Origin of the sequence: Citrobacter sp. Cpo221 (assembly GCF_030332345.1) — a bacterium.
Lineage (GTDB): Bacteria > Pseudomonadota > Gammaproteobacteria > Enterobacterales > Enterobacteriaceae > Citrobacter > Citrobacter portucalensis.
Window position 1 is genome coordinate 70,619 of the sequence record NZ_JAOWIA010000063.1, and the last position, 16,967, is coordinate 87,585.

A 16,967-nucleotide genomic window follows, 5' to 3' on the forward strand; every position below is an offset into this window, starting at 1 on the left:
CTAGCGGGCAGTTTTATCAACTGGGGCTAGATCTAATGTTGGCGATCTTTTGATTTTTCTATCATAAACCAACACTTGGCTTTCTGTTTTATGTCCTGAAAATAATTGTTTGTCTCTACTTGACCCTTCATAATCTGATATTCCCTTGGCTTTGAGATCATGAAAAGTACACGGCAGTTTTCTATCTAGTTTTTTTCCTGCTGCTTCCCTTGCGGTTTCCCACAGATCATTAAACCCACTTTTCGAGTATTTAGTTTTTTTGCTGCTACAGATAACCGTTTCCCGCCCACCCAGAGTTTTTGCAAGTTCGATGGCGTTATGAAGCCGTTCAGTCCAGACTTTTATTTGTTTAGTCCCGGTCTTTCCCTGCTGGATAAAAATGCCTTCCTCGCTTACTTGCGACCATTTGAGAGAAAGAACATCCGAAACGCGAGCCGCACATAAGTAAGATATCTCCATGCCAACCCGGAGAGCTGGTGCCGCCTCTTCATAAATTGCCTGATATTCTTCGTCTGTCACGTACACGTCACGGGCTTTTAAAGAGAACTTGCGTACTCCTTTGCACGGATTTCCTTTCACGTACCCTCGTTCATATCCCCATGAGAAAACACGCGACATCCCGCCGAGTTCCTGGTTTGCCTGGTTAATACTGCGTTGGCCACGTTTATCCATATAGATCCTGACCATCTCAATTTTTATGTCATCTGCTCGCATATTCCCGAAAACTGGGACTAGGTTTTTTTCATACGACCTGTAATCAGTCTGTGTCCGCGGAGCCAGTTCAGCAAAAGCCGGGCTACTGGTGAATAACTTCCATAATTTAGTAAATGTCATTACGTCTGAACGCTTGGATTTTTCTTCCTCATAACGCGCCCATAGCCGGGACATACTTGTCCCGGTAATAGGAGCAAGAGTTACGCTTTGTTTTGTTCCTTTTGGCTTCCACACATAGCTATAACGGTTTTTAGTTACGCGTGGCGGGAGGTGCTTGTCTTTAGGATCTTTTCTTGGTCTGCCCATTGATTGCGTCGTAATTTGGCTCAAGTGCAACATATTCATCGACCTTAGGTAATTCAGAAACTCCGGGATCAATACTTCTGCGCAATACAATTGGGCGGTTCCGCCCATCAGTGGTGAACGGTATGCCGTGACACCGCAGTTGTCGCTGTTGGTGGGTGTAGCGCTGATAGCCAGTAATTTCTGCAATTTCCTGAGGAGACAGTGTAAGTTCGTGCATAGCTCATCTCTCTGATGGCCTGCCTGTAAAAACATACCAGGCAGGATCCATAAATTGTGAAATTAGAAAATCAATTTGCGGTCAGACGTTGCCAGATTGCTGATACGTATTTGACCTGATGCCGGGCATCAGAAAGTGCATTGTGCATGTCACCTTCAAACGGGATGTCGTAGCGTGGGTTGATGCCGACAGATTTGCCCAGTTCAACCATGGTCCTTACGTCCCTGTCATTCCAGAACGGAACAGTGAAGGGGGTATCTGTTAACGCGTATGCGCGGCGAAGAATGACGTTATCAAACGAGCATCCATTACCCCACATCTGAACGGTGTGACTACCGTTAGCAGCATTTTCAGCAATAAAGTCAGCCAGGAGTTCGAGGGTCTCAAGCAACCCCATGGCTTCATCAACAAGAATGGCAGAGCGGGCTTCAGATGATTGTTTCAACCACCACTGAATCGTCGACGCATCCGGTTTCATCCCAAACGATATCGATGATTCAAGACTGACAACCCGATAAAACTCGGCGCCAGTGTTACCAGTTGAAGGATCAAAAAATACAGCGCCGATAGAGACTATTGGGGCATCAGGACCGTTGCCCATGGTTTCCATATCAACCATCAGGTGAGTATAGAAAGCGTTCAGGGGATCCGTTTCAATATGGTGAACGGGTTCATTATTCAGGGAAGCTGACGCGTCACCAGTTGCATCAGCGCTTTTAACTGGCAAAACTGCTGTTTCGCTCTGAGACACTTCAGGATTAGCTTTGATTTCGTTGTTGTCAGTTTCTTCCATCTGCACATCGCTGGTGGCTTCCTCTGTATGGGTATGATGTAACTTATCCTCGACGGCACGCTGGCGTACCTGGTCTACGACAGAAAGCGCTGGCGCTTGCTGGTTCCCCATCAGGCCATCGATGGAGAACACGCCGTTGCCCATGTTGGCGATTTCTGGTTGTTCGGCTCCTGCCTTCTGTTCAGCTGTGACTTTCTCGTTAATCTCGTTTTCCCAGCTTTTTTCTGGCACGTGACCGGCTGCCGCCAGGGTTTCTTCAGTTGGGTGCTGGTGGTCGGTTTCAGTCAGGTTCTTATTGATGTAACGGCTCAGCAGTTCCGGGAAATGGTGAGCATTTTCTTCTGCACTGCGAATAAGCGCGAAAATAGCGGCACGGGAATAATCCAGGATGCCAGCGCGTTTGCGCAGGGCGACGGACCACTCTTTGAACGGGCTTTCGTTTTTAGCAATGATCTCTTTTGCACGACGGAAAACGCCACCCGGAATATCGTAGATGTTGAAATCCATTGGAAGTGTGGCCAGCGCAATATCAATGTCCAGAGTGTCCAGCGTGTGGACAAGTTCCGGGTTACGATCGGTCTTATTGCCACCACCAGCGTTGGTTCCTGCATCAGAGCGCTGAATCTGTGACACACGATTGCCCTTACACCACTCTTTAACCAGCAACCCGCGGTCAATGTGTTCAGTACTGAACCAGGCCTTAAAGAACTGAATTACGGTAGACAGATCCACTCGTTTACCATCAACCGGGAAAATAGTTTTTAGCGCGCTGACAATTTTCCAGATATCGATCTCTGGCGCTTTCCTGAATGGTTCTACATTCTCGGCGGCAAGCAGCAGATTTTGCACGTAGCTGTTATCCACATCCAGCTCAAGTTCCTGAATGGTTTTCTTCTGTTCAGTATCAATATGGTAAGCATATTCATCAGAAATAAACTGAGCTAAAAGGCGCTGGCGTAGCGGGAGAGTCGCAACGGTAATGAGTTCTGGCGTTACAGGTGGAACGGTGGGCTCATCACCCACAATTCGTGCTTTCTTATCGTTAACCCACTCCTGCACGGTTTGAGTCCGCGCTTTCGGTTCCGCAATCCATTCGGTAATAAATTCCTCAAATGAAGCAATGGCATAGACCTGCTCACGGTCGAAGACTTCTTTTATTGCGTTTGCCAGGTTCCACTCGACATGAGCAGAAAGCTCTTTCGCCGCTGGTACATTTGCAACGGCCAGTAACAGGTTTTGTATATAGAGATCATTTTCGTCCAGTTCCATTTGTCCGATCTGGACGTGCCGCGCTTCACTGATTTCCTTCTCTTCACCGTCATTTAACAGGTGCGCAATCAGCCGCTGAGACAGGCGCAGGCGAGATATGGGGCGGAGCAATGCTGGCGCATCGCTGGTGGGTACACTGGCACTGGAGGTTTCAGGTTTTTGCTGGCTGGAAGCCTCCAGATTTTCATTATCCGGCTTCTGTTTCAGTTGCCACGTCAGCTGGTCTTCTGCCAGCTCGTAACGATCGCACCATGTGTCATCAAGTGTGCTTTCCTCAGGCAGATCGTCAACAACAAACCAGTTGGTGCGGACAGGTGATTGATAGTCGGCGCCACGACCGACGGCAATATCGTTGTCTTCGAGAATATTGAGGATTTCGCGTTCTGCACGGGAATCTGATTTCGCAGAGAACCAGCAAAACAGGTTTTTTGCCTCAGTTGCTTTCGCTTTGGCTTTAATAAGATACGCATACGTTAACATTGCGTTCGGGCTCCATTGGATTGTAAGATACCCGGCAGCTGATGATCGCCGCCTAAGGTAGTGGTTATTGGTCAAAACTCGTTCCGGAAAGCTTTGGTCGGCTGACCGGGTACTTAACCCGCCTTGCGCGGGTTTTGTGCTTTATGGGGTAGGGGATTTTCCCTGCGCCAGCTGTGCGACGGGGACCCACTCCAGAGCATTCAGCACGGGTTCAAATGAATCAGGCGTGTGAGTAACGGCGCGAACAACGTCAGCCACACTGGGGTTTGCTTTGCTAAGATGGTACCCGCCACCGGCGCCACGCTGACTGGTAACAATTTCACTGCTGCGCAGCTTCGAGAAAATCTGCTCGAGGTAAGACACAGACAGCTTTGATTCCTTGCTGATTGATGCGATGGAAACCGGACTGCCGTTGTAAATCCTGTTGAGGATTGCAACGACCTGAACAGAAGCCACCACGCGTTTCATTCCAAACTCCATCATGCATCCTTTGCCGGTTCGCGACCGTATCCTGGGTTATCGTTTAAGGCGTCATTCAGAACCTGCATTGCCTCATTATGTGGAAGAGTCAGAGCAAGTTTGATCGCCGTTCCAAGAGCTTCAGCCGCACATTCAAACTTACGAGCGAGCCTGGCTGTTTCGTCAACTTGTTCACCCATCGCTTCCATTTCAAAGTTGTGCTCAGTCCAGACTTCATCCATCACATCACTTTCAACTTCTTCACGTAATGCTTCTTTTACTTCCAGAACAGGCAAAACCCCGATTAATGCCTCGGCTGGTGCGCTGCTGAAGCGCAATGCCAGATCGTTAGCTGACATAAAAACCTCCGGAAAAAAGCCCGCCACGGGACGGGCAAAGAACACTTTTCCAATTTAACCAGAACAGGTCTTCGTCTCCTGTTTGGTTACGATGGTGGTATTACCATCACAATGCCCTGTGCACCGGGCATGAGGCTGGCAACAGCCATTGGTCAAACTCGTTATGAACGAACTGCAGTCTGTTGGTCGGCAGACGGGTCACCCTTCTGGGCGAGCATGTAGCAAATCAGTCGAATGATTACTTCGATGCGATTTAGATGTACGGCCTGACACCGCACTGGTTTACGTGCGAAATCGATCATGGATTTATCCTCTTGCGTTGCCCTTGTCGCCAGGCTGGCGGAACGTTGAACCTGCTGCGTGTTAATGCCTGTCATCTCATCCGGTGATTCGTATGCCGCCGGCAGCTACTTCGTGGGCGTCCTGCCTTGATGACTGATTGTCGTTGGTTGTAATTAAACACATAGTTTATATTCGTGTCAACTAAATGAGTTGATGGGGTTAAATAATTTGTTTATATGGTGGGGTGGAAAGTGTCTTGACGGAGAGATAGTAATAAAAAAAGCCCGCATAAAATGCGGGCTTTTGGGAGGGCACCTGATTGGCATTCAGATGGCCTCTGATTTGAAATGTCGTTCTTGGTGAGATTACAGGCTACATGTAAGTATATGCTGAATCAATATTCTGTATGAATAACCAGTATTAACCTTATGAGACATATGTAAAAATAGTTTTTCCAAGAAATCCCATACAGTGGCTCAGGTTTCTCAATTCAGGCTCGCTTATAGTGGTCATTGGTCAAAACTCGGCCCTTTCGAGAGAGAGGGTAAATGGTTGCTCATCTTGGTCGGTGAGTAACGCCAAGCACGAATAAATGAGTTTTACTGATTGTGAGATCAAATTCCTGGTCAGTAAGGTGGCACTTAGTGATGCCTTGGCCGAGGTGTGTGGATTGTCGTTCTTGGTGAATGGCGCGTCATGCTGACAGGTAATGTAAAGGTAAGGTAGTGACGACCACGCTCTTAAGAAAGGGCAACGGATGAACAATTTGATCTCTGCATTTATTGCAGTGCTTGAGTTCATTGTCGCATTTTTGCGATTGATCGACTTAATCTTATAAGTTGAAACGTACAAAAGGCTAGAGCGACTTGCCATCACTCTAGCCTTTATTCTTTTTTAAACCGTCCACGAAGATATTTTTCAACGTACTCATCAATTTCTTTTAGACGCAACTCAAAAGTATCCAGCATGCGATCTTGTTCAGATTCTGGTAATTGATTGAATAATTTTAGTAACCTTAGTTCTTTTTCTTTCAGTCCAAGCGATTCATCTACTTCCTCGCCTAGTACCCAAGCTACTGACACGCCAAAAGCTTCAGCTATTTTTAGCGCCGAATTTTTACCTAATGTGCCTCTAGCAAACCAATTGTTGACCGACTGAGGGCTTACGCCAGCCACACGAGCAAGATCCGCTTTGGTTGCCCCTTTTAAATCCATCAGCTCATTAAGGCGCCGGACTTGAGGGTGATCTATTTGGTGAGTTTTCGGTTTCATATCGTGATTCTAAACAAATAGTTTAAATTTCCACACCTTCAAAAAGTTGACACATATATAAACATAATGTTTAATCTCTGTGTGTTAACTATTGGAGCAATTCATGAACGCACTTGAGAAAGCCATTACGACAGCAGGCGGAGCGAGCAGTTTGGCCAAGAAAATTGGCTTATCACCTATGGCGATTAGCCATTGGAAGCACCGCCATAAGGGAATAGTTCCACCAAGTCATGTATTACCTGTTTTTCAAGCGACGGGAGTGATTCCACATGAGCTTCGTCCTGATCTTTATCCAAACCCCACTGATGGTTTACCTCAAAAGGAGGCTTAATCATGCAATCAGTAACATACCAACATAATAGCCAACGCTTAGCTGTTCCGTTGAAAACGCAAAATCATTTTAAACCCCAGCGCCGCGACAGCATTCAGCACCGCGTCATATTGGCAGCTGTTCGTGAATGGGAATCGACATTACCAGGACAGGCACAGGAGCGGATCGCTCAGCTGGTGGCTGAAGAGTGGGCCAAAGCAGATGGTCGCGGAATTGCTGTTAATAAGCAGAATTTATTCCGATATCTGAAAAACGAAGGAGGGTCAGAAAAGTATACGGCTTACGTTATGCAGCTGTCAGGTTCAATCATTGCTGCTATGCCAGTTCAGATTGCCAGGAAGCACGGGTTAAGTAATGCGAGCACAGAAGCGGAGCTGGTGGCCAACGCTATCAAAGAATGCAGTGAGGCACATCAGGCGAAATTAATCGGCGCTCCGTTACAGAAACTGGAGAAGGAAATTCGTGAAGCAGCAATCGCTTTGTTCAACATGTTACCAGCTGATGCGGCGGGACCACTACTGGCGAGTTTAAGCGCCGTAGCGCCGCAATTGTTTTAATCGAGTTTTGAGCAATAACCATTACGCGCCGGGAAACCGGACAAGGGAGTAAACATGGCAGCTCTGCCTTACATGCAACTTTACATTGCTGATTACCTGGCGGACACCATGCATCTGTCTACAGAAGAGCATGGCGCATACCTGCTACTGATGTTCAATTATTGGCAAACAGGTCGCCCGATCCCCAAAAACCGACTATCGAAAATTGCACGGCTGAGTAACGACCGTTGGGATGCCGTTGAACCTTCGTTGAAAGAGTTTTTTAACGATAACGGTACCGAATGGGTACAGGAGCGTATAGAGCGTGATCTGGAGGCGGTTAAAAACTCAATCAGCCAAAAGTCAGCAGCTGGAAAAGCATCCGCTCAGGCGAGAAAAGCTAAAAAAGGAGCGAATAACCAACAAAATAACAACGGGTGTTCAACGGGTGTTGAGCTGCCGTTGAAACAGAACGCCAACGGAAACCCAACTAATAAAGATCCAGATACAGATACAGATCTAAAAGAAAACCAAGAGAGAGAGTTATACGCGCCAGGTGGCTTTTTACCTCCCATAGGCAAATTTCCGATTACAGATGACTGGACACCTGGTGATGACTTTGTACGCCAGGCTGCGCAGTGGGGAATAAATCTTGGGGATCTACCAGGGTATACCGCCGTCGAATTACAGCAGTTCCGGGACTACTGGAAATGCGAAGGGAAAGTTAAACATCACATCCAGTGGGAACAGACTTTTGCTTCCAGCCTGAAAACATCACGCGCCAAATCTTCCTCACCATCGGCAGGTACACGTCGACAGGCTGGCTTTGGCGTTTCACTACCTGACACTCAGATCCCGCCGGGATTCAGGGGGTAATGATGAAATCGACGCATGATTTGCTTGGCCGTCTGCGTAATCTCATGCCTGCAGGTGTTCAGCCGAAATTTACCAGCAGTCAGGAGTTAATGGCCTGGCAGCAGGAAGAAGGGCGAAAGCGCGCAGCTGAGCTGGAAAAACAAAATCAGCGTAACCGTTCAGAAAGGATTTTTGGGCGCTCAGGGATCTGCGAGTTGCACAGGGGGTGCTCATTTGCAAATTACCAGGTGAGCAACGACGGGCAGAAACACGCGCTGACGATGGCAAAGAGCTACGCCCATAACTTTGGGAATGGCTTTACCAGTTTTATATTCAGCGGCAGTTGCGGAACAGGGAAAAATCATCTTGCCGCGGCAATCGGGAACTACCTGCTTCAGCACGATTATTCCGTTCTGGTCGTGACAATACCTGATTTGATGCTTCGCACCCGCAAGTGCTATGACGAGGGCCAGTCTGAGTCCGATTTGCTGGATGATTTGTGCAAGGTTGATTTGCTTGTTCTTGATGAGGTTGGTGTTCAACGTGATACGCGCAATGAGTGGGTATTACTTAATCAGATAATCGATCGCCGTATGGCGTCAATGAAACCAGTGGGGGTACTTACAAACCTGAATTATGACGAATTATCAAAAGTTCTGGGTGAGCGGGTCATGGACCGCTTAACCATGGATGACGGTATCTGGGTAAATTTCGCCTGGGGAAGTTATCGAAAAAATGTGACCCACTTACGGGTCGTGAAGTAACCAAAACGAGTATTGACCAATGACCATAGAAATCTCTCAGAAAGATCGGGTAGCGATAGTGGTACGCCATACCCCGAACTGCGTATTACGTGATGTGTGTGAAGCGCTGGATATTCCATCCGGTACCGCTGGTAAGTTTCTGCGCGCGCTGACTCTCAGCGGCACAGTCCTGCGCACTCACAACGGAACTCAGTATGTTTATAACATCTCTCCGGATGCAGAATTACCTGACGTAAAGCTGCCCTTCATGGAAGAGAAAAGCGATCCGGCTGAAACGCAATTAGCGGAGAAAATGGCGAAAGACCTTAAGTCACGGGGACTCTGGCGGCGCGCGGCAAAGGTATATACCGACATGTTAGACATTGCCCGTAGTTCAGCTGAAGTGTCACGTATAGCGCAGCAACGTAATGAATGTCTACGTATGGCCCGGAGATGATCAGCATGCCAAGACCAAATACACCAGAAGAGCAGGCGGCACTTATTCGGGTGATCATTGAAGAGGTGAAAATCCGTGGACGCTTAACCGTTAGCGAGGCATCACAGATGTTGTCGCTGCATCGTCAGACTGCTGAGAAGTATTTCCGCGTCGCAGCCGAACGCGGCGAACTCATTCGTTACGGTCGTCTTGGTTTGTTCAGGGATCGGAAGGCTGTGATTGATTTCGATCTCCAGCGTTTTTCATACGGATCGAGTAAACCTGTTATTGAGTTACCTGCAGATTTTCGGGGAAGTGCAGTTATGCGCCGGGTTATAGATATCGTGGGGAGGATGCCAGCATGACAACCGAAAAACGGCGGAACATGGCTTTCACTACTCGACGTTGAGCATGTCCTGCTAGTGGTAGGCGTAAGATTTAAGGATGAGTGAAGGAACCTCAACTTTACGGCTCTATCTGATTCCTTTTCATTACGCTGGCGATGTCCTCATGGTTATGCTTATCTGTAATAAGAATGATATAAATAGATTAGGTATTATCATTTGAACAGTCACGATTTTCCTTTCGCGAAGTGGGCATTGAATTAACGAGGGTATCGATATGAACACTCAACCAGCTATCGGGATTAGCGGATGCTTGACCGGAACAGCTGTGCGGTTCGACGGCGGCCATAAACGAATGGGGTTTGCGATGGATGAACTGGCTCAGTGGGTAACTTTCAAGCCTGTCTGTCCGGAGATGTCCATTGGTTTATCTGTTCCCCGCCCAGCATTGCGCCTGGTTCAAACCAATGAAGGTTATATTCGCATGCGTTTTAGTCACGAGCCTGGTGAGGATATAACTGACAAAATGACTGAATTCACAACTCCATATATCCGAGGGCTTAGCACCTTGTCTGGCTTTATTGTCTGTGCCAAATCACCGAGTTGCGGTATGGAGAGAGTGAGGTTGTATGACGAAATGGGAAATCGTGGGCGGAAAGAAGGCACGGGCCTTTTTACTGGTGCGTTAATGGAAGCATATCCGTGGTTGCCGGTTGAGGAAGATGGACGTTTGCACGATCCGGTACTGAGGGAGAATTTTGTCGAGCGCATCTTTGCTCTCAATGAACTTAACATCTTAAGGGCTAATGGCCTTACGCGTCATGGGATACTTAGTTTCCATAGTCGCTATAAGCTCCAGCTTTTGGCTCATAACCAAGCAGGCTATCGTGAAATTGGGCCTTTTGTTGCTTCGATGCATGAGTGGAATGATTTGGAAGCATTTTTTGTTCTTTACCGAGAAAAGTTAATGGCAATCCTCAAGAAGCCGTCCTCACGGAAAAACCATACCAACGTGTTGATGCACATCCAGGGATACTTCCGTAACCAGTTGAATACACGTCAGCGCGGAGAACTGCGTGACGTTATTCTCAACTATAGCAGTGGACTCTTGCCGATACTCGCTCCACTTACTTTGCTAAAGCACTATCTGGCTGAATATCCAGATCGCTATTTGCTTACTCAGAACTATTTTGACCCCTACCCGAATGATTTAGCCCTACGCCTGATGGTTAATTAGTTTTTGAATACAGCCTTTAAACTATTTAATCTCTGGATCTTTAACCCGCTCCGGCGGGTTTTTTCTTATCTATACAGTGTTGCCACTCAGATTTAGTTAATCCCTAATGCTAGGAAAAGCTCAGTGTATACAACGGCATGGCTTTGGCAAAAAGTGCTATTAACCACTTGAATATGAGATTCAATAGGTATACTGTATGAATGTACAGTATTTGGTGTAGAGGGAATTATGAAGGTAGAACTTACGATCAACAAATCAAAAGACCTGCCGCGCGGAGCCATACCCGCACTTGAGAAAGAGCTGCTTAAGCGACTTCAGAATCAATATGGAAATTGTTCTCTAGTTATCCGCACGGCTGGCGGTGATAGCTTGACAGTTTTTGGTGGCGATAAGGGCGATAAAACGAAGGTGGAGGAAATCCTCCAGGAGACCTGGGAAAGCGCTGACGACTGGTTTTATTAGTTTTTTGGGTATTACTTTATCCCGATTGCATGGGGGAGTTTAAGTGAAAGAAAAAGTAGAATTGCCCAAAAAAGGCTACGCAGTCATCAGATGTCACGATGGAGTCATCGTTGCCAGACTGCAATCATTTCCTGAGTGTGAGCGCGCACTGATGTACCGTCGCGGTAGCATGGTGTCTTTCATGCCTCTTCAGGATAATGAAATTATTGGTACACCTACGTTATTTACTCAGATGCTGGAAAGGGCTGGTTATCGCGTTACCCAGAATTCTGTTACACTCCCGTCATAGGCCTGAACAACCTATACCTGCTGCGCCACAGGAGAAAAGCCCCATGGCGCAAGATCAATTCAAGCAATCCCACATACTGACGTTAACTAACGCCAGCGATTTTCTTTTTGCCGCATCCAGAGGTGCGTTATGAAGAAAAGCTGGTTTCAACATACACAACTCACCACTGAGCAGGCTGACGAACTGGAAGCCCGCTATAAAGCAAAGCAGATTAAGACCAAGCGTAGTCTGGATAATGACTTTATTCACTGGACGATCAGCGCGTTCTTGCCGGAAGTATCTAAGCCTCCTCGTCAGGACAGAACCTGGCAACAACGGATCTGGAGGTGAATGTGAAAGTCTACGATATCACCCCAATGGGCAAGCCCAGAATGACGCGTGCTGACAAATGGAAAAAGCGCCCCGAGGTTCTGCGTTACCGGGCTTTCTGTGATGAAGTTCGTCTGCAGTGTGTAGAGCTGGCGGAAAGCGGTTCGCATGTCACCTTCATTCTTCCGATGCCTGCGAGCTGGAGTAAAAAGAAACGGGCTGAGTTCAACGGTAAACCACACCAGGCTAAACCTGATTTCGACAACATGATGAAAGCCCTGATGGATGCTATTTACGAAGATGACGCGCACATCTGGGATTCACGCGTCACAAAATTATGGGGAGAGAAGGGACAAATAATTATCGGGGAGATTGCAGAATGAGGGCGCTGCTGAAGCCGGTGGTTGCGCGTGAGCTTGGAATTGTGCTGCTCAAGCCGGGCAGTGAGCTGATGTCATTATTCAGTTCTGAGCGTGTACTGGTGGAAAGCCAGCCAGCAGGGATGGAACGGTTACCTGCTGGACGTGTTCCTGACGTTCGCCAGCCGCTTGCGTGTGACGAGTCCCTGCGACCGTTCTTCCTGGATGAAAAAGTTATTAGGGCTGCTGGTGGTTTGAGTGGCCTTGATTACTGGCTTATGCGTTATGGCGGCCAATGCTGTCAGTGGCCACACAGCGATTACCATTATCACGAGTTAACCATCCTGCGCCATGAACCCGGATCGGTTCTTCTGTGTGGACATTGTGATAACCATTTGCGCGACCACTACAGCGAACAACTTGCAGAGCTGGCGAGATGTAATGTTATTAGCTGGATTATCAACAGCATCATGGTGGCGCTGAATCAGGATCCTTCAAGAGAACTGTCGCTGGCGGAGCTATGCTGGTGGGCTGTGCGTATGGGGGTTTGCGACGCAATTCCCGAATCAGTAGCCAGCCGGGCGCTTCGTATTCCTCCGGAAGAACGTCAGTCAGTTATGCGTGAATGCGATATTGAACCGAGTGTAACCGCCACCAGCATCATTACAGCCAAAGCCAGCACAGTAACCGTGAACATGCCGCCAGCGCAGGTGCCTGCGGTTAAGCCCGTAGTTGGTGTTCTGGTCGATCCTGAGTCCCCGCAAACCTATATGAAACGTCCAAAGCGGATCCGTTGGACGGCCCCACGATATCTGGCATGGATTAAAACTCAACCCTGCGAAAGCTGTAGGCGGCCGGCAGATGATCCGCATCACCTGATTGGCCATGGACAGGGGGGGATGGGAACAAAGGCGCACGACTTGTTTGTTATACCACTGTGCAGAGAACATCACGATGAGTTGCATGCTGATCCTGTGGCATTTGAAGCGAAATATGGTGACCAGTTGATGCTTGTGTTTCGGGTTATAGATCGTGCGCTGGCAATCGGCGTACTGGCATGAATAGGGGAGATAACATGCGAGATATTCAGATGGCTTTAAAACGATGGGGCGGTTGGGTGGCAAGCGATAGTTCAGGAGTGAACTATTCTCCAGTAGCAGCAGGATTCAAGGGGCTGTTGCCCCAGGCATGCAAAACCAGATTGTCATGCAGTGATAACGATGGGTTAATTATTAATGGCGCTATGGCCAGGCTTAAGAAACATGATCCTCTTTTATGTGTGATGCTTGAATGGTATTACATCCATTGTATTCCCGTTCGTGTTATGGGGACAAAGTTGGGAATTTCCCATACGCAAGTATTAAAGCGACTGCAGGCTGCTGAGGGGTTTATTGAAGGCTGCCTGGCGATGGTGGATGTAACTCTGGAGATGGATATAGAATGTACGAAAAAAAATACTGACACATATAAAGCAAAAAAGGTTGTGGAATTCCAAAAAGCTATTTAGTCTGTTAACTATTGTTATTTCGCTCCGCAACTTATTGCAACATCAGCTTGATTTTGCAGTATTTTCCAGATGACACCATGATTCCTGGCCCCTGCTTTCAAGCTGGGGCCAGCAGAACGCGGCAAACTAACAGGTTAGATGAAAAGGAGTATAGTCACTATCAGCGTGCAGCATGAGCTCTTAAGACCTGTCAGCCAGTCGTTTAGATAGATTTTCGGATACATATGAAACTCTCCCTGTTTTTAAATTCTCTTTTATGATTCCAGAAGTCAGGTTGAGCTACAAGTCATGAGAGATACACGTTCGCTGCAGATGGGCCTCGTAGACCATTTATTCGACAAAACTCAACGCGCAATCCGGGAAGGAGTACTTCTGAGTCACGGAGATTTAGAGCTGAAATGTGAAGCTGGACATCTATGCGGCCATCGGAGGGGGAGATTAGACCTTTACCGCTTTTGCAGTCAAAGGCTGTGACAATTCCTGTCATTTTACGAGACAAAAAAATTCCTTAAAGCTAATAACGAGGTGCACTATACACATGCCTGTACATAATGCCAGAAATACTTTTCGGCCATCGTGAGACCTGGATGGCTAAAATAAATATTGATTATTACATACGCCCATGCGTTAATGATTGCGTCGGTTTGAAGAACAGACAAAATACAAAGTAGTTTACTAAAGCAGTTCTCATTTCAGGTGTTGTATATTTATCCCTTCTTTGAGTCTCTCCACTAAGCGCTAAGTAGTTTCTGTAATAAAACCATGTTCGCCGGAAGGCCAATTTAAGGAATAAAAATGTCAAATAAAATGACTGGTTTAGTAAAATGGTTTAATGCTGATAAAGGATTCGGTTTTATCTCTCCTACTGATGGTAATAAAGATGTGTTTGTACATTTCTCTGCTATCCAGAGCGATAATTTCCGCACCTTGTTCGAAGGTCAAAAAGTCTCATTCTCCATTGAGAATGGTGCTAAAGGCCCGGTTGCTGGCAACGTAGCTATCACAGAGTAAAATCCTTTTTTGTCAGTATGCGATAACGATGACGGCTAAAGCCTGAGTAGACATACTGACAGAAGTCATGGATGTATTGTTGGATCAGTAGAGTTAAAATGTTACTGATCCGGCATTAAAGGCAACGGTGAGCATATTTCATCTCAATCTTGAATGAGAAAGTATACTGACCATTGTTGTTGAGTGTAGGTTCACTGCACGAAAAGTCTAACGGTCAGAGACCGACTACTTGCTTTACACGATAAAGTACGCAAGGGGATAGTTTTCCCAGATATCACAATAATTACTATTCATTTAATATGAAAATACTAAACCCGCAGCCAGCGGGTTTTTTATTATCTGTAGCTTAATCAAGCTTAAAATACAGATGAAGTGATTCTGTACGAGAAACGGTATCTCAAACAGATTCAGGCTGCTTCTTTTTGATTCGTCTGGAATACTTTATTGCAATGAGGACAGATTAAAAGGGATCCTTTTTGTACTCTTGAAAAACTGTGTTCAGATTGCTGGGTACAGTTTGGGCAGGTGCATTTGACAAGATAGTTACGGCGTGATCTGGAGTCTTTACGTTCTGACATAGGCTTTCCCTTAAGTGGATGGACTTCCACTTTACCTTAATTTGTCCAGGAAATCTTAATTTTATGAAACGATAGGGGACCCATAAAAATATCGGTGAATGGATTGATATACCCATTAGTAAGATAACGCGCATAGATTGATTGTGATGATCTACCGAGAAGGTCGTGTTTGCGGTGAATAGCACTAAGAAAACAGTTTCGCAAAGAACCGGCAGATGAGAACTCTCCTCTCAGGAACAATGTTGTTTTTGAACTGTTTATTTGAACGGAATTTTACTCTCCCCTCCTGTTCGTCCCAGCCGACTTTGTTTCGCATGATAGGTAAGCTGGTCGGATTTTGTGCAAACGACATAAATTTATGTTCAAAAAGAGAACCAGATAACAACTCCTGCCAAGGTGATCGCTATAGCGGTGAGGCAAACGTTTTTAAATCTCTCTCTTTTAACTGCCTTCACAAACGGGTTTACGGTTTGGCAATGTGGGCACATCAAGGCATGTAAGGTGATCAGTTTCCCGCAAAAGGGGCAGGGTTTAGTAATCATTGGTACAAAGTGAATTAAAGGTATATATCCAGATTTTACCACACTTATCGAGTTGTTTTAATAAACACTCTGATATTTCAGACATATTCACTAGTTGCAGACTTACGGGAAACATCCGCTATGTGCTTTGTTGATAAATCCAGCCCGTGAAGTCTGACCCTTTAATCACACAAAGCGCCATCCGAAAAATCGGAGGTGAGGTTATGACCAGAATGAGCACCATTTACAGCAGACTTTCATATGGAACAGGCACCACGCTGACCGGCTGCGGTGTATCAGCGAAGGCATATGCCGAAACAGCTAAAACAGCAAAAGAGGTGTCCTGGATGTTGGCCGACAGAATTGCAGGGTTAAGCCTGAGCGACTGGGCAATCATTGTCGGTATCGCATGCACCGTCATTACCTGTGCAGTGAACTGGTATTTCCGCTGGAAAGAACGGGAGGATCGGCGCAATGGGTATGCCACCAAAGCTGAGGAATAAGCTGAGCGCAGCGGTCGTTGGTTTAATTCTTGCGGGGGCTTCCGCGTCCGTGATTCTCGATCAGTTTCTGGATGAGAAAGAGGGTAACAGCACAACAGCGTACAAGGACGGCTCTGGTATATGGACCATTTGTCGTGGCGCCACGATGGTTGATGGTAAGCCAGTAGTTCAAGGCATGAAGCTGTCAGCTGAGAAATGTGCCCAGGTGAACGCCATTGAACGCGACAAGGCGCTGGCATGGGTTGAACGAAATATAAAAGTTCCGCTGACCGAGCCGCAGAAAGCAGGTATCGCTTCTTTCTGCCCTTATAACATCGGCCCCGGAAAATGCTTCCCGTCTACGTTCTATAAGCGCATCAATGCTGGCGACCGTAAAGGAGCCTGTGAAGCGATCCGCTGGTGGATTAAAGACGGTGGTCGCGATTGTCGTCTGACCAAAGGCCAGAAGAATGGTTGCTATGGGCAGGTTGAACGACGAGACCAGGAAAGCGCGCTGACGTGCTGGGGGCTAGACCAGTGAGCCTGCGCTATCAGTTCATTGTTTTTTCGCTGCTGGTGGCCGTTGCATTCATCGCGGGTAGTGTATGGAGCAGCAGCGGTTGGGAAAAGAAGTGGGCCGAGCGTGACAGAGTAGAATCATCGCAAACAGCGAACGCACAGACCGCAGCCCGCATGATTGAACAAGGGCGTATTATTGCCCGTGATGAGGCTGTAAGAGATGCACAAGCACAAGCCGCTAAATCGGCCGCTACTGCTGCTGGTTTGTCTGCCACTGTTAGCCAGCTGCGCGCCGAAG

General features: G+C 47.2%; 26 protein-coding genes and 1 pseudogene. 17 read left to right on the forward strand and 10 right to left on the reverse strand.

Features of this window, described 5'->3' with window-relative positions; translation table 11 throughout:
• The 7 genes and pseudogenes from OGY72_RS23685 to OGY72_RS23715 form a co-directional block, all read right to left on the reverse strand.
• Nucleotides 1-1,020, reverse strand: coding sequence for a tyrosine-type recombinase/integrase (locus tag OGY72_RS23685; RefSeq protein WP_286549923.1), 1,020 nt, complete (start codon nt 1,018-1,020; stop codon nt 1-3).
• Nucleotides 995-1,237 carry a DUF4224 domain-containing protein gene (locus OGY72_RS23690; RefSeq protein WP_071667664.1) on the reverse strand — a complete coding sequence of 81 codons (243 nt, stop codon included), beginning with the start codon at nt 1,235-1,237 and terminating at the stop codon, nt 995-997. Before OGY72_RS23690 ends, OGY72_RS23685 begins: the two co-directional genes overlap by 26 nt.
• Before the next feature lie 70 nt (nt 1,238-1,307).
• Nucleotides 1,308-3,779 (reverse strand): 3'-5' exonuclease, encoded by a 2,472-nt coding sequence (locus OGY72_RS23695; RefSeq protein WP_286549926.1) that lies wholly within the window; start codon nt 3,777-3,779, stop codon nt 1,308-1,310.
• 141 nt (nt 3,780-3,920) lie between these two features.
• The gene (locus OGY72_RS23700) at nt 3,921-4,247 is read right to left on the reverse strand and encodes an RrF2 family transcriptional regulator (RefSeq protein WP_032944383.1); all 327 of its coding nucleotides are present in this window, start codon (nt 4,245-4,247) and stop codon (nt 3,921-3,923) included.
• An 11-nt stretch (nt 4,248-4,258) separates the two neighbouring features.
• Complete coding sequence (locus OGY72_RS23705; protein ID WP_135107954.1) at nt 4,259-4,597, reverse strand: hypothetical protein; 339 nt, start codon at nt 4,595-4,597, stop codon at nt 4,259-4,261.
• Nucleotides 4,598-4,758: 161 nt separating this feature from the next.
• Nucleotides 4,759-4,899 (reverse strand): annotated as a pseudogene (locus tag OGY72_RS23710) (hypothetical protein); the annotation flags it as partial.
• A gap of 864 nt (nt 4,900-5,763) precedes the next feature.
• Complete coding sequence (locus OGY72_RS23715; protein ID WP_101739839.1) at nt 5,764-6,150, reverse strand: helix-turn-helix domain-containing protein; 387 nt, start codon at nt 6,148-6,150, stop codon at nt 5,764-5,766.
• Nucleotides 6,151-6,253: 103 nt separating this feature from the next.
• Here OGY72_RS23715 and OGY72_RS23720 point away from each other — a divergent pair, with 103 nt between their 5' ends.
• The 13 genes from OGY72_RS23720 to OGY72_RS23780 all read left to right on the forward strand — a co-directional run bounded on the left by OGY72_RS23720 (nt 6,254) and on the right by OGY72_RS23780 (nt 13,558).
• On the forward strand, nt 6,254-6,481 hold the full coding sequence (locus OGY72_RS23720) for a transcriptional regulator (RefSeq protein ID WP_155021295.1): 228 nt from the start codon (nt 6,254-6,256) through the stop codon (nt 6,479-6,481).
• Nucleotides 6,482-6,483: 2 nt separating this feature from the next.
• Entirely contained in the window at nt 6,484-7,038 is a 555-nt protein-coding gene (locus OGY72_RS23725) for a toxin YdaT family protein (RefSeq protein ID WP_032943876.1), read from the forward strand.
• 54 nt (nt 7,039-7,092) lie between these two features.
• Nucleotides 7,093-7,893 (forward strand): DUF1376 domain-containing protein, encoded by an 801-nt coding sequence (locus tag OGY72_RS23730; protein WP_216144152.1) that lies wholly within the window; start codon nt 7,093-7,095, stop codon nt 7,891-7,893.
• A gap of 2 nt (nt 7,894-7,895) precedes the next feature.
• A complete protein-coding gene (locus OGY72_RS23735; RefSeq protein ID WP_047357954.1) occupies nt 7,896-8,636 on the forward strand; it encodes an ATP-binding protein in 741 nt (246 codons plus the stop codon).
• A 19-nt stretch (nt 8,637-8,655) separates the two neighbouring features.
• Nucleotides 8,656-9,072: a PerC family transcriptional regulator gene (locus OGY72_RS23740; protein WP_216144147.1), complete on the forward strand. Its 417-nt coding sequence runs from the start codon at nt 8,656-8,658 to the stop codon at nt 9,070-9,072.
• A 5-nt stretch (nt 9,073-9,077) separates the two neighbouring features.
• On the forward strand, nt 9,078-9,416 hold the full coding sequence (locus OGY72_RS23745) for a DUF977 family protein (protein ID WP_047358009.1): 339 nt from the start codon (nt 9,078-9,080) through the stop codon (nt 9,414-9,416).
• A 256-nt stretch (nt 9,417-9,672) separates the two neighbouring features.
• Nucleotides 9,673-10,632 (forward strand): YbgA family protein, encoded by a 960-nt coding sequence (locus OGY72_RS23750; RefSeq protein WP_047357956.1) that lies wholly within the window; start codon nt 9,673-9,675, stop codon nt 10,630-10,632.
• A gap of 228 nt (nt 10,633-10,860) precedes the next feature.
• Nucleotides 10,861-11,094: a DinI-like family protein gene (locus OGY72_RS23755; RefSeq protein WP_032943871.1), complete on the forward strand. Its 234-nt coding sequence runs from the start codon at nt 10,861-10,863 to the stop codon at nt 11,092-11,094.
• Nucleotides 11,095-11,137: 43 nt separating this feature from the next.
• Nucleotides 11,138-11,383, forward strand: a complete 246-nt coding sequence (locus tag OGY72_RS23760; RefSeq protein WP_048221170.1) for a hypothetical protein — start codon at nt 11,138-11,140, stop codon at nt 11,381-11,383.
• A gap of 129 nt (nt 11,384-11,512) precedes the next feature.
• The gene (locus OGY72_RS23765) at nt 11,513-11,713 is read left to right on the forward strand and encodes a hypothetical protein (RefSeq protein ID WP_032943870.1); all 201 of its coding nucleotides are present in this window, start codon (nt 11,513-11,515) and stop codon (nt 11,711-11,713) included.
• Between the two features lie 2 nt (nt 11,714-11,715).
• Complete coding sequence (locus tag OGY72_RS23770) at nt 11,716-12,075, forward strand: RusA family crossover junction endodeoxyribonuclease (protein WP_032943869.1); 360 nt, start codon at nt 11,716-11,718, stop codon at nt 12,073-12,075.
• Nucleotides 12,072-13,112 carry a DUF968 domain-containing protein gene (locus OGY72_RS23775; RefSeq protein WP_032943868.1) on the forward strand — a complete coding sequence of 347 codons (1,041 nt, stop codon included), beginning with the start codon at nt 12,072-12,074 and terminating at the stop codon, nt 13,110-13,112. Before OGY72_RS23770 ends, OGY72_RS23775 begins: the two co-directional genes overlap by 4 nt.
• Before the next feature lie 14 nt (nt 13,113-13,126).
• Nucleotides 13,127-13,558 carry an antiterminator Q family protein gene (locus OGY72_RS23780; RefSeq protein ID WP_050592541.1) on the forward strand — a complete coding sequence of 144 codons (432 nt, stop codon included), beginning with the start codon at nt 13,127-13,129 and terminating at the stop codon, nt 13,556-13,558.
• A 134-nt stretch (nt 13,559-13,692) separates the two neighbouring features.
• Here the strand turns inward: OGY72_RS23780 and OGY72_RS24995 are convergent, their stop codons facing one another.
• Both OGY72_RS24995 and cspF read right to left on the reverse strand, forming a co-directional pair.
• Complete coding sequence (locus OGY72_RS24995) at nt 13,693-13,782, reverse strand: hypothetical protein (RefSeq protein WP_420022586.1); 90 nt, start codon at nt 13,780-13,782, stop codon at nt 13,693-13,695.
• A 62-nt stretch (nt 13,783-13,844) separates the two neighbouring features.
• Nucleotides 13,845-14,057, reverse strand: coding sequence for a cold shock-like protein CspF (gene cspF, locus OGY72_RS23785; protein ID WP_071992552.1), 213 nt, complete (start codon nt 14,055-14,057; stop codon nt 13,845-13,847).
• 296 nt (nt 14,058-14,353) lie between these two features.
• On the opposite strand from cspF, the gene cspA reads away from it, so the two are divergent.
• A complete protein-coding gene (gene cspA / locus OGY72_RS23790) occupies nt 14,354-14,569 on the forward strand; it encodes an RNA chaperone/antiterminator CspA (RefSeq protein ID WP_286549945.1) in 216 nt (71 codons plus the stop codon).
• A gap of 407 nt (nt 14,570-14,976) precedes the next feature.
• On the opposite strand, the gene OGY72_RS23795 is transcribed toward cspA, so the two are convergent.
• The gene (locus tag OGY72_RS23795; protein ID WP_217438796.1) at nt 14,977-15,147 is read right to left on the reverse strand and encodes a YnfU family zinc-binding protein; all 171 of its coding nucleotides are present in this window, start codon (nt 15,145-15,147) and stop codon (nt 14,977-14,979) included.
• 745 nt (nt 15,148-15,892) lie between these two features.
• Between OGY72_RS23795 and OGY72_RS23800 the strand changes: the two genes are divergently transcribed.
• From OGY72_RS23800 to OGY72_RS23810, 3 genes are all read left to right on the forward strand, one after another.
• Nucleotides 15,893-16,171, forward strand: a complete 279-nt coding sequence (locus OGY72_RS23800) for a phage holin (protein WP_001568784.1) — start codon at nt 15,893-15,895, stop codon at nt 16,169-16,171.
• A complete protein-coding gene (locus OGY72_RS23805) occupies nt 16,143-16,691 on the forward strand; it encodes a lysozyme (RefSeq protein ID WP_286549949.1) in 549 nt (182 codons plus the stop codon). The genes OGY72_RS23800 and OGY72_RS23805 overlap by 29 nt, the downstream gene beginning before the upstream one ends.
• Nucleotides 16,688-16,967, forward strand: a 280-nt coding sequence (locus OGY72_RS23810) for a DUF2514 family protein (protein WP_502873603.1), incomplete at its 3' end; no start/stop codon positions are given. The genes OGY72_RS23805 and OGY72_RS23810, both read left to right, overlap by 4 nt.

Bases quoted from the DNA above. Each gene is read 5' to 3' on its own strand.
- OGY72_RS23685 (WP_286549923.1), bottom strand. From the start codon at position 1,020: ATGGGCAGACCAAGAAAAGATCCTAAAGACAAGCACCTCCCGCCACGC.
- OGY72_RS23690 (WP_071667664.1), bottom strand. From the start codon at position 1,237: ATGCACGAACTTACACTGTCTCCTCAGGAAATTGCAGAAATTACTGGC.
- OGY72_RS23695 (WP_286549926.1), bottom strand. From the start codon at position 3,779: ATGTTAACGTATGCGTATCTTATTAAAGCCAAAGCGAAAGCAACTGAG.
- OGY72_RS23700 (WP_032944383.1), bottom strand. From the start codon at position 4,247: ATGAAACGCGTGGTGGCTTCTGTTCAGGTCGTTGCAATCCTCAACAGG.
- OGY72_RS23705 (WP_135107954.1), bottom strand. From the start codon at position 4,597: ATGTCAGCTAACGATCTGGCATTGCGCTTCAGCAGCGCACCAGCCGAG.
- OGY72_RS23715 (WP_101739839.1), bottom strand. From the start codon at position 6,150: ATGAAACCGAAAACTCACCAAATAGATCACCCTCAAGTCCGGCGCCTT.
- OGY72_RS23720 (WP_155021295.1), top strand. From the start codon at position 6,254: ATGAACGCACTTGAGAAAGCCATTACGACAGCAGGCGGAGCGAGCAGT.
- OGY72_RS23725 (WP_032943876.1), top strand. From the start codon at position 6,484: ATGCAATCAGTAACATACCAACATAATAGCCAACGCTTAGCTGTTCCG.
- OGY72_RS23730 (WP_216144152.1), top strand. From the start codon at position 7,093: ATGGCAGCTCTGCCTTACATGCAACTTTACATTGCTGATTACCTGGCG.
- OGY72_RS23735 (WP_047357954.1), top strand. From the start codon at position 7,896: ATGAAATCGACGCATGATTTGCTTGGCCGTCTGCGTAATCTCATGCCT.
- OGY72_RS23740 (WP_216144147.1), top strand. From the start codon at position 8,656: ATGACCATAGAAATCTCTCAGAAAGATCGGGTAGCGATAGTGGTACGC.
- OGY72_RS23745 (WP_047358009.1), top strand. From the start codon at position 9,078: ATGCCAAGACCAAATACACCAGAAGAGCAGGCGGCACTTATTCGGGTG.
- OGY72_RS23750 (WP_047357956.1), top strand. From the start codon at position 9,673: ATGAACACTCAACCAGCTATCGGGATTAGCGGATGCTTGACCGGAACA.
- OGY72_RS23755 (WP_032943871.1), top strand. From the start codon at position 10,861: ATGAAGGTAGAACTTACGATCAACAAATCAAAAGACCTGCCGCGCGGA.
- OGY72_RS23765 (WP_032943870.1), top strand. From the start codon at position 11,513: ATGAAGAAAAGCTGGTTTCAACATACACAACTCACCACTGAGCAGGCT.
- OGY72_RS23775 (WP_032943868.1), top strand. From the start codon at position 12,072: ATGAGGGCGCTGCTGAAGCCGGTGGTTGCGCGTGAGCTTGGAATTGTG.
- OGY72_RS23780 (WP_050592541.1), top strand. From the start codon at position 13,127: ATGCGAGATATTCAGATGGCTTTAAAACGATGGGGCGGTTGGGTGGCA.
- OGY72_RS24995 (WP_420022586.1), bottom strand. From the start codon at position 13,782: ATGTATCCGAAAATCTATCTAAACGACTGGCTGACAGGTCTTAAGAGC.
- cspA (WP_286549945.1), top strand. From the start codon at position 14,354: ATGTCAAATAAAATGACTGGTTTAGTAAAATGGTTTAATGCTGATAAA.
- OGY72_RS23795 (WP_217438796.1), bottom strand. From the start codon at position 15,147: ATGTCAGAACGTAAAGACTCCAGATCACGCCGTAACTATCTTGTCAAA.
- OGY72_RS23800 (WP_001568784.1), top strand. From the start codon at position 15,893: ATGACCAGAATGAGCACCATTTACAGCAGACTTTCATATGGAACAGGC.
- OGY72_RS23805 (WP_286549949.1), top strand. From the start codon at position 16,143: ATGGGTATGCCACCAAAGCTGAGGAATAAGCTGAGCGCAGCGGTCGTT.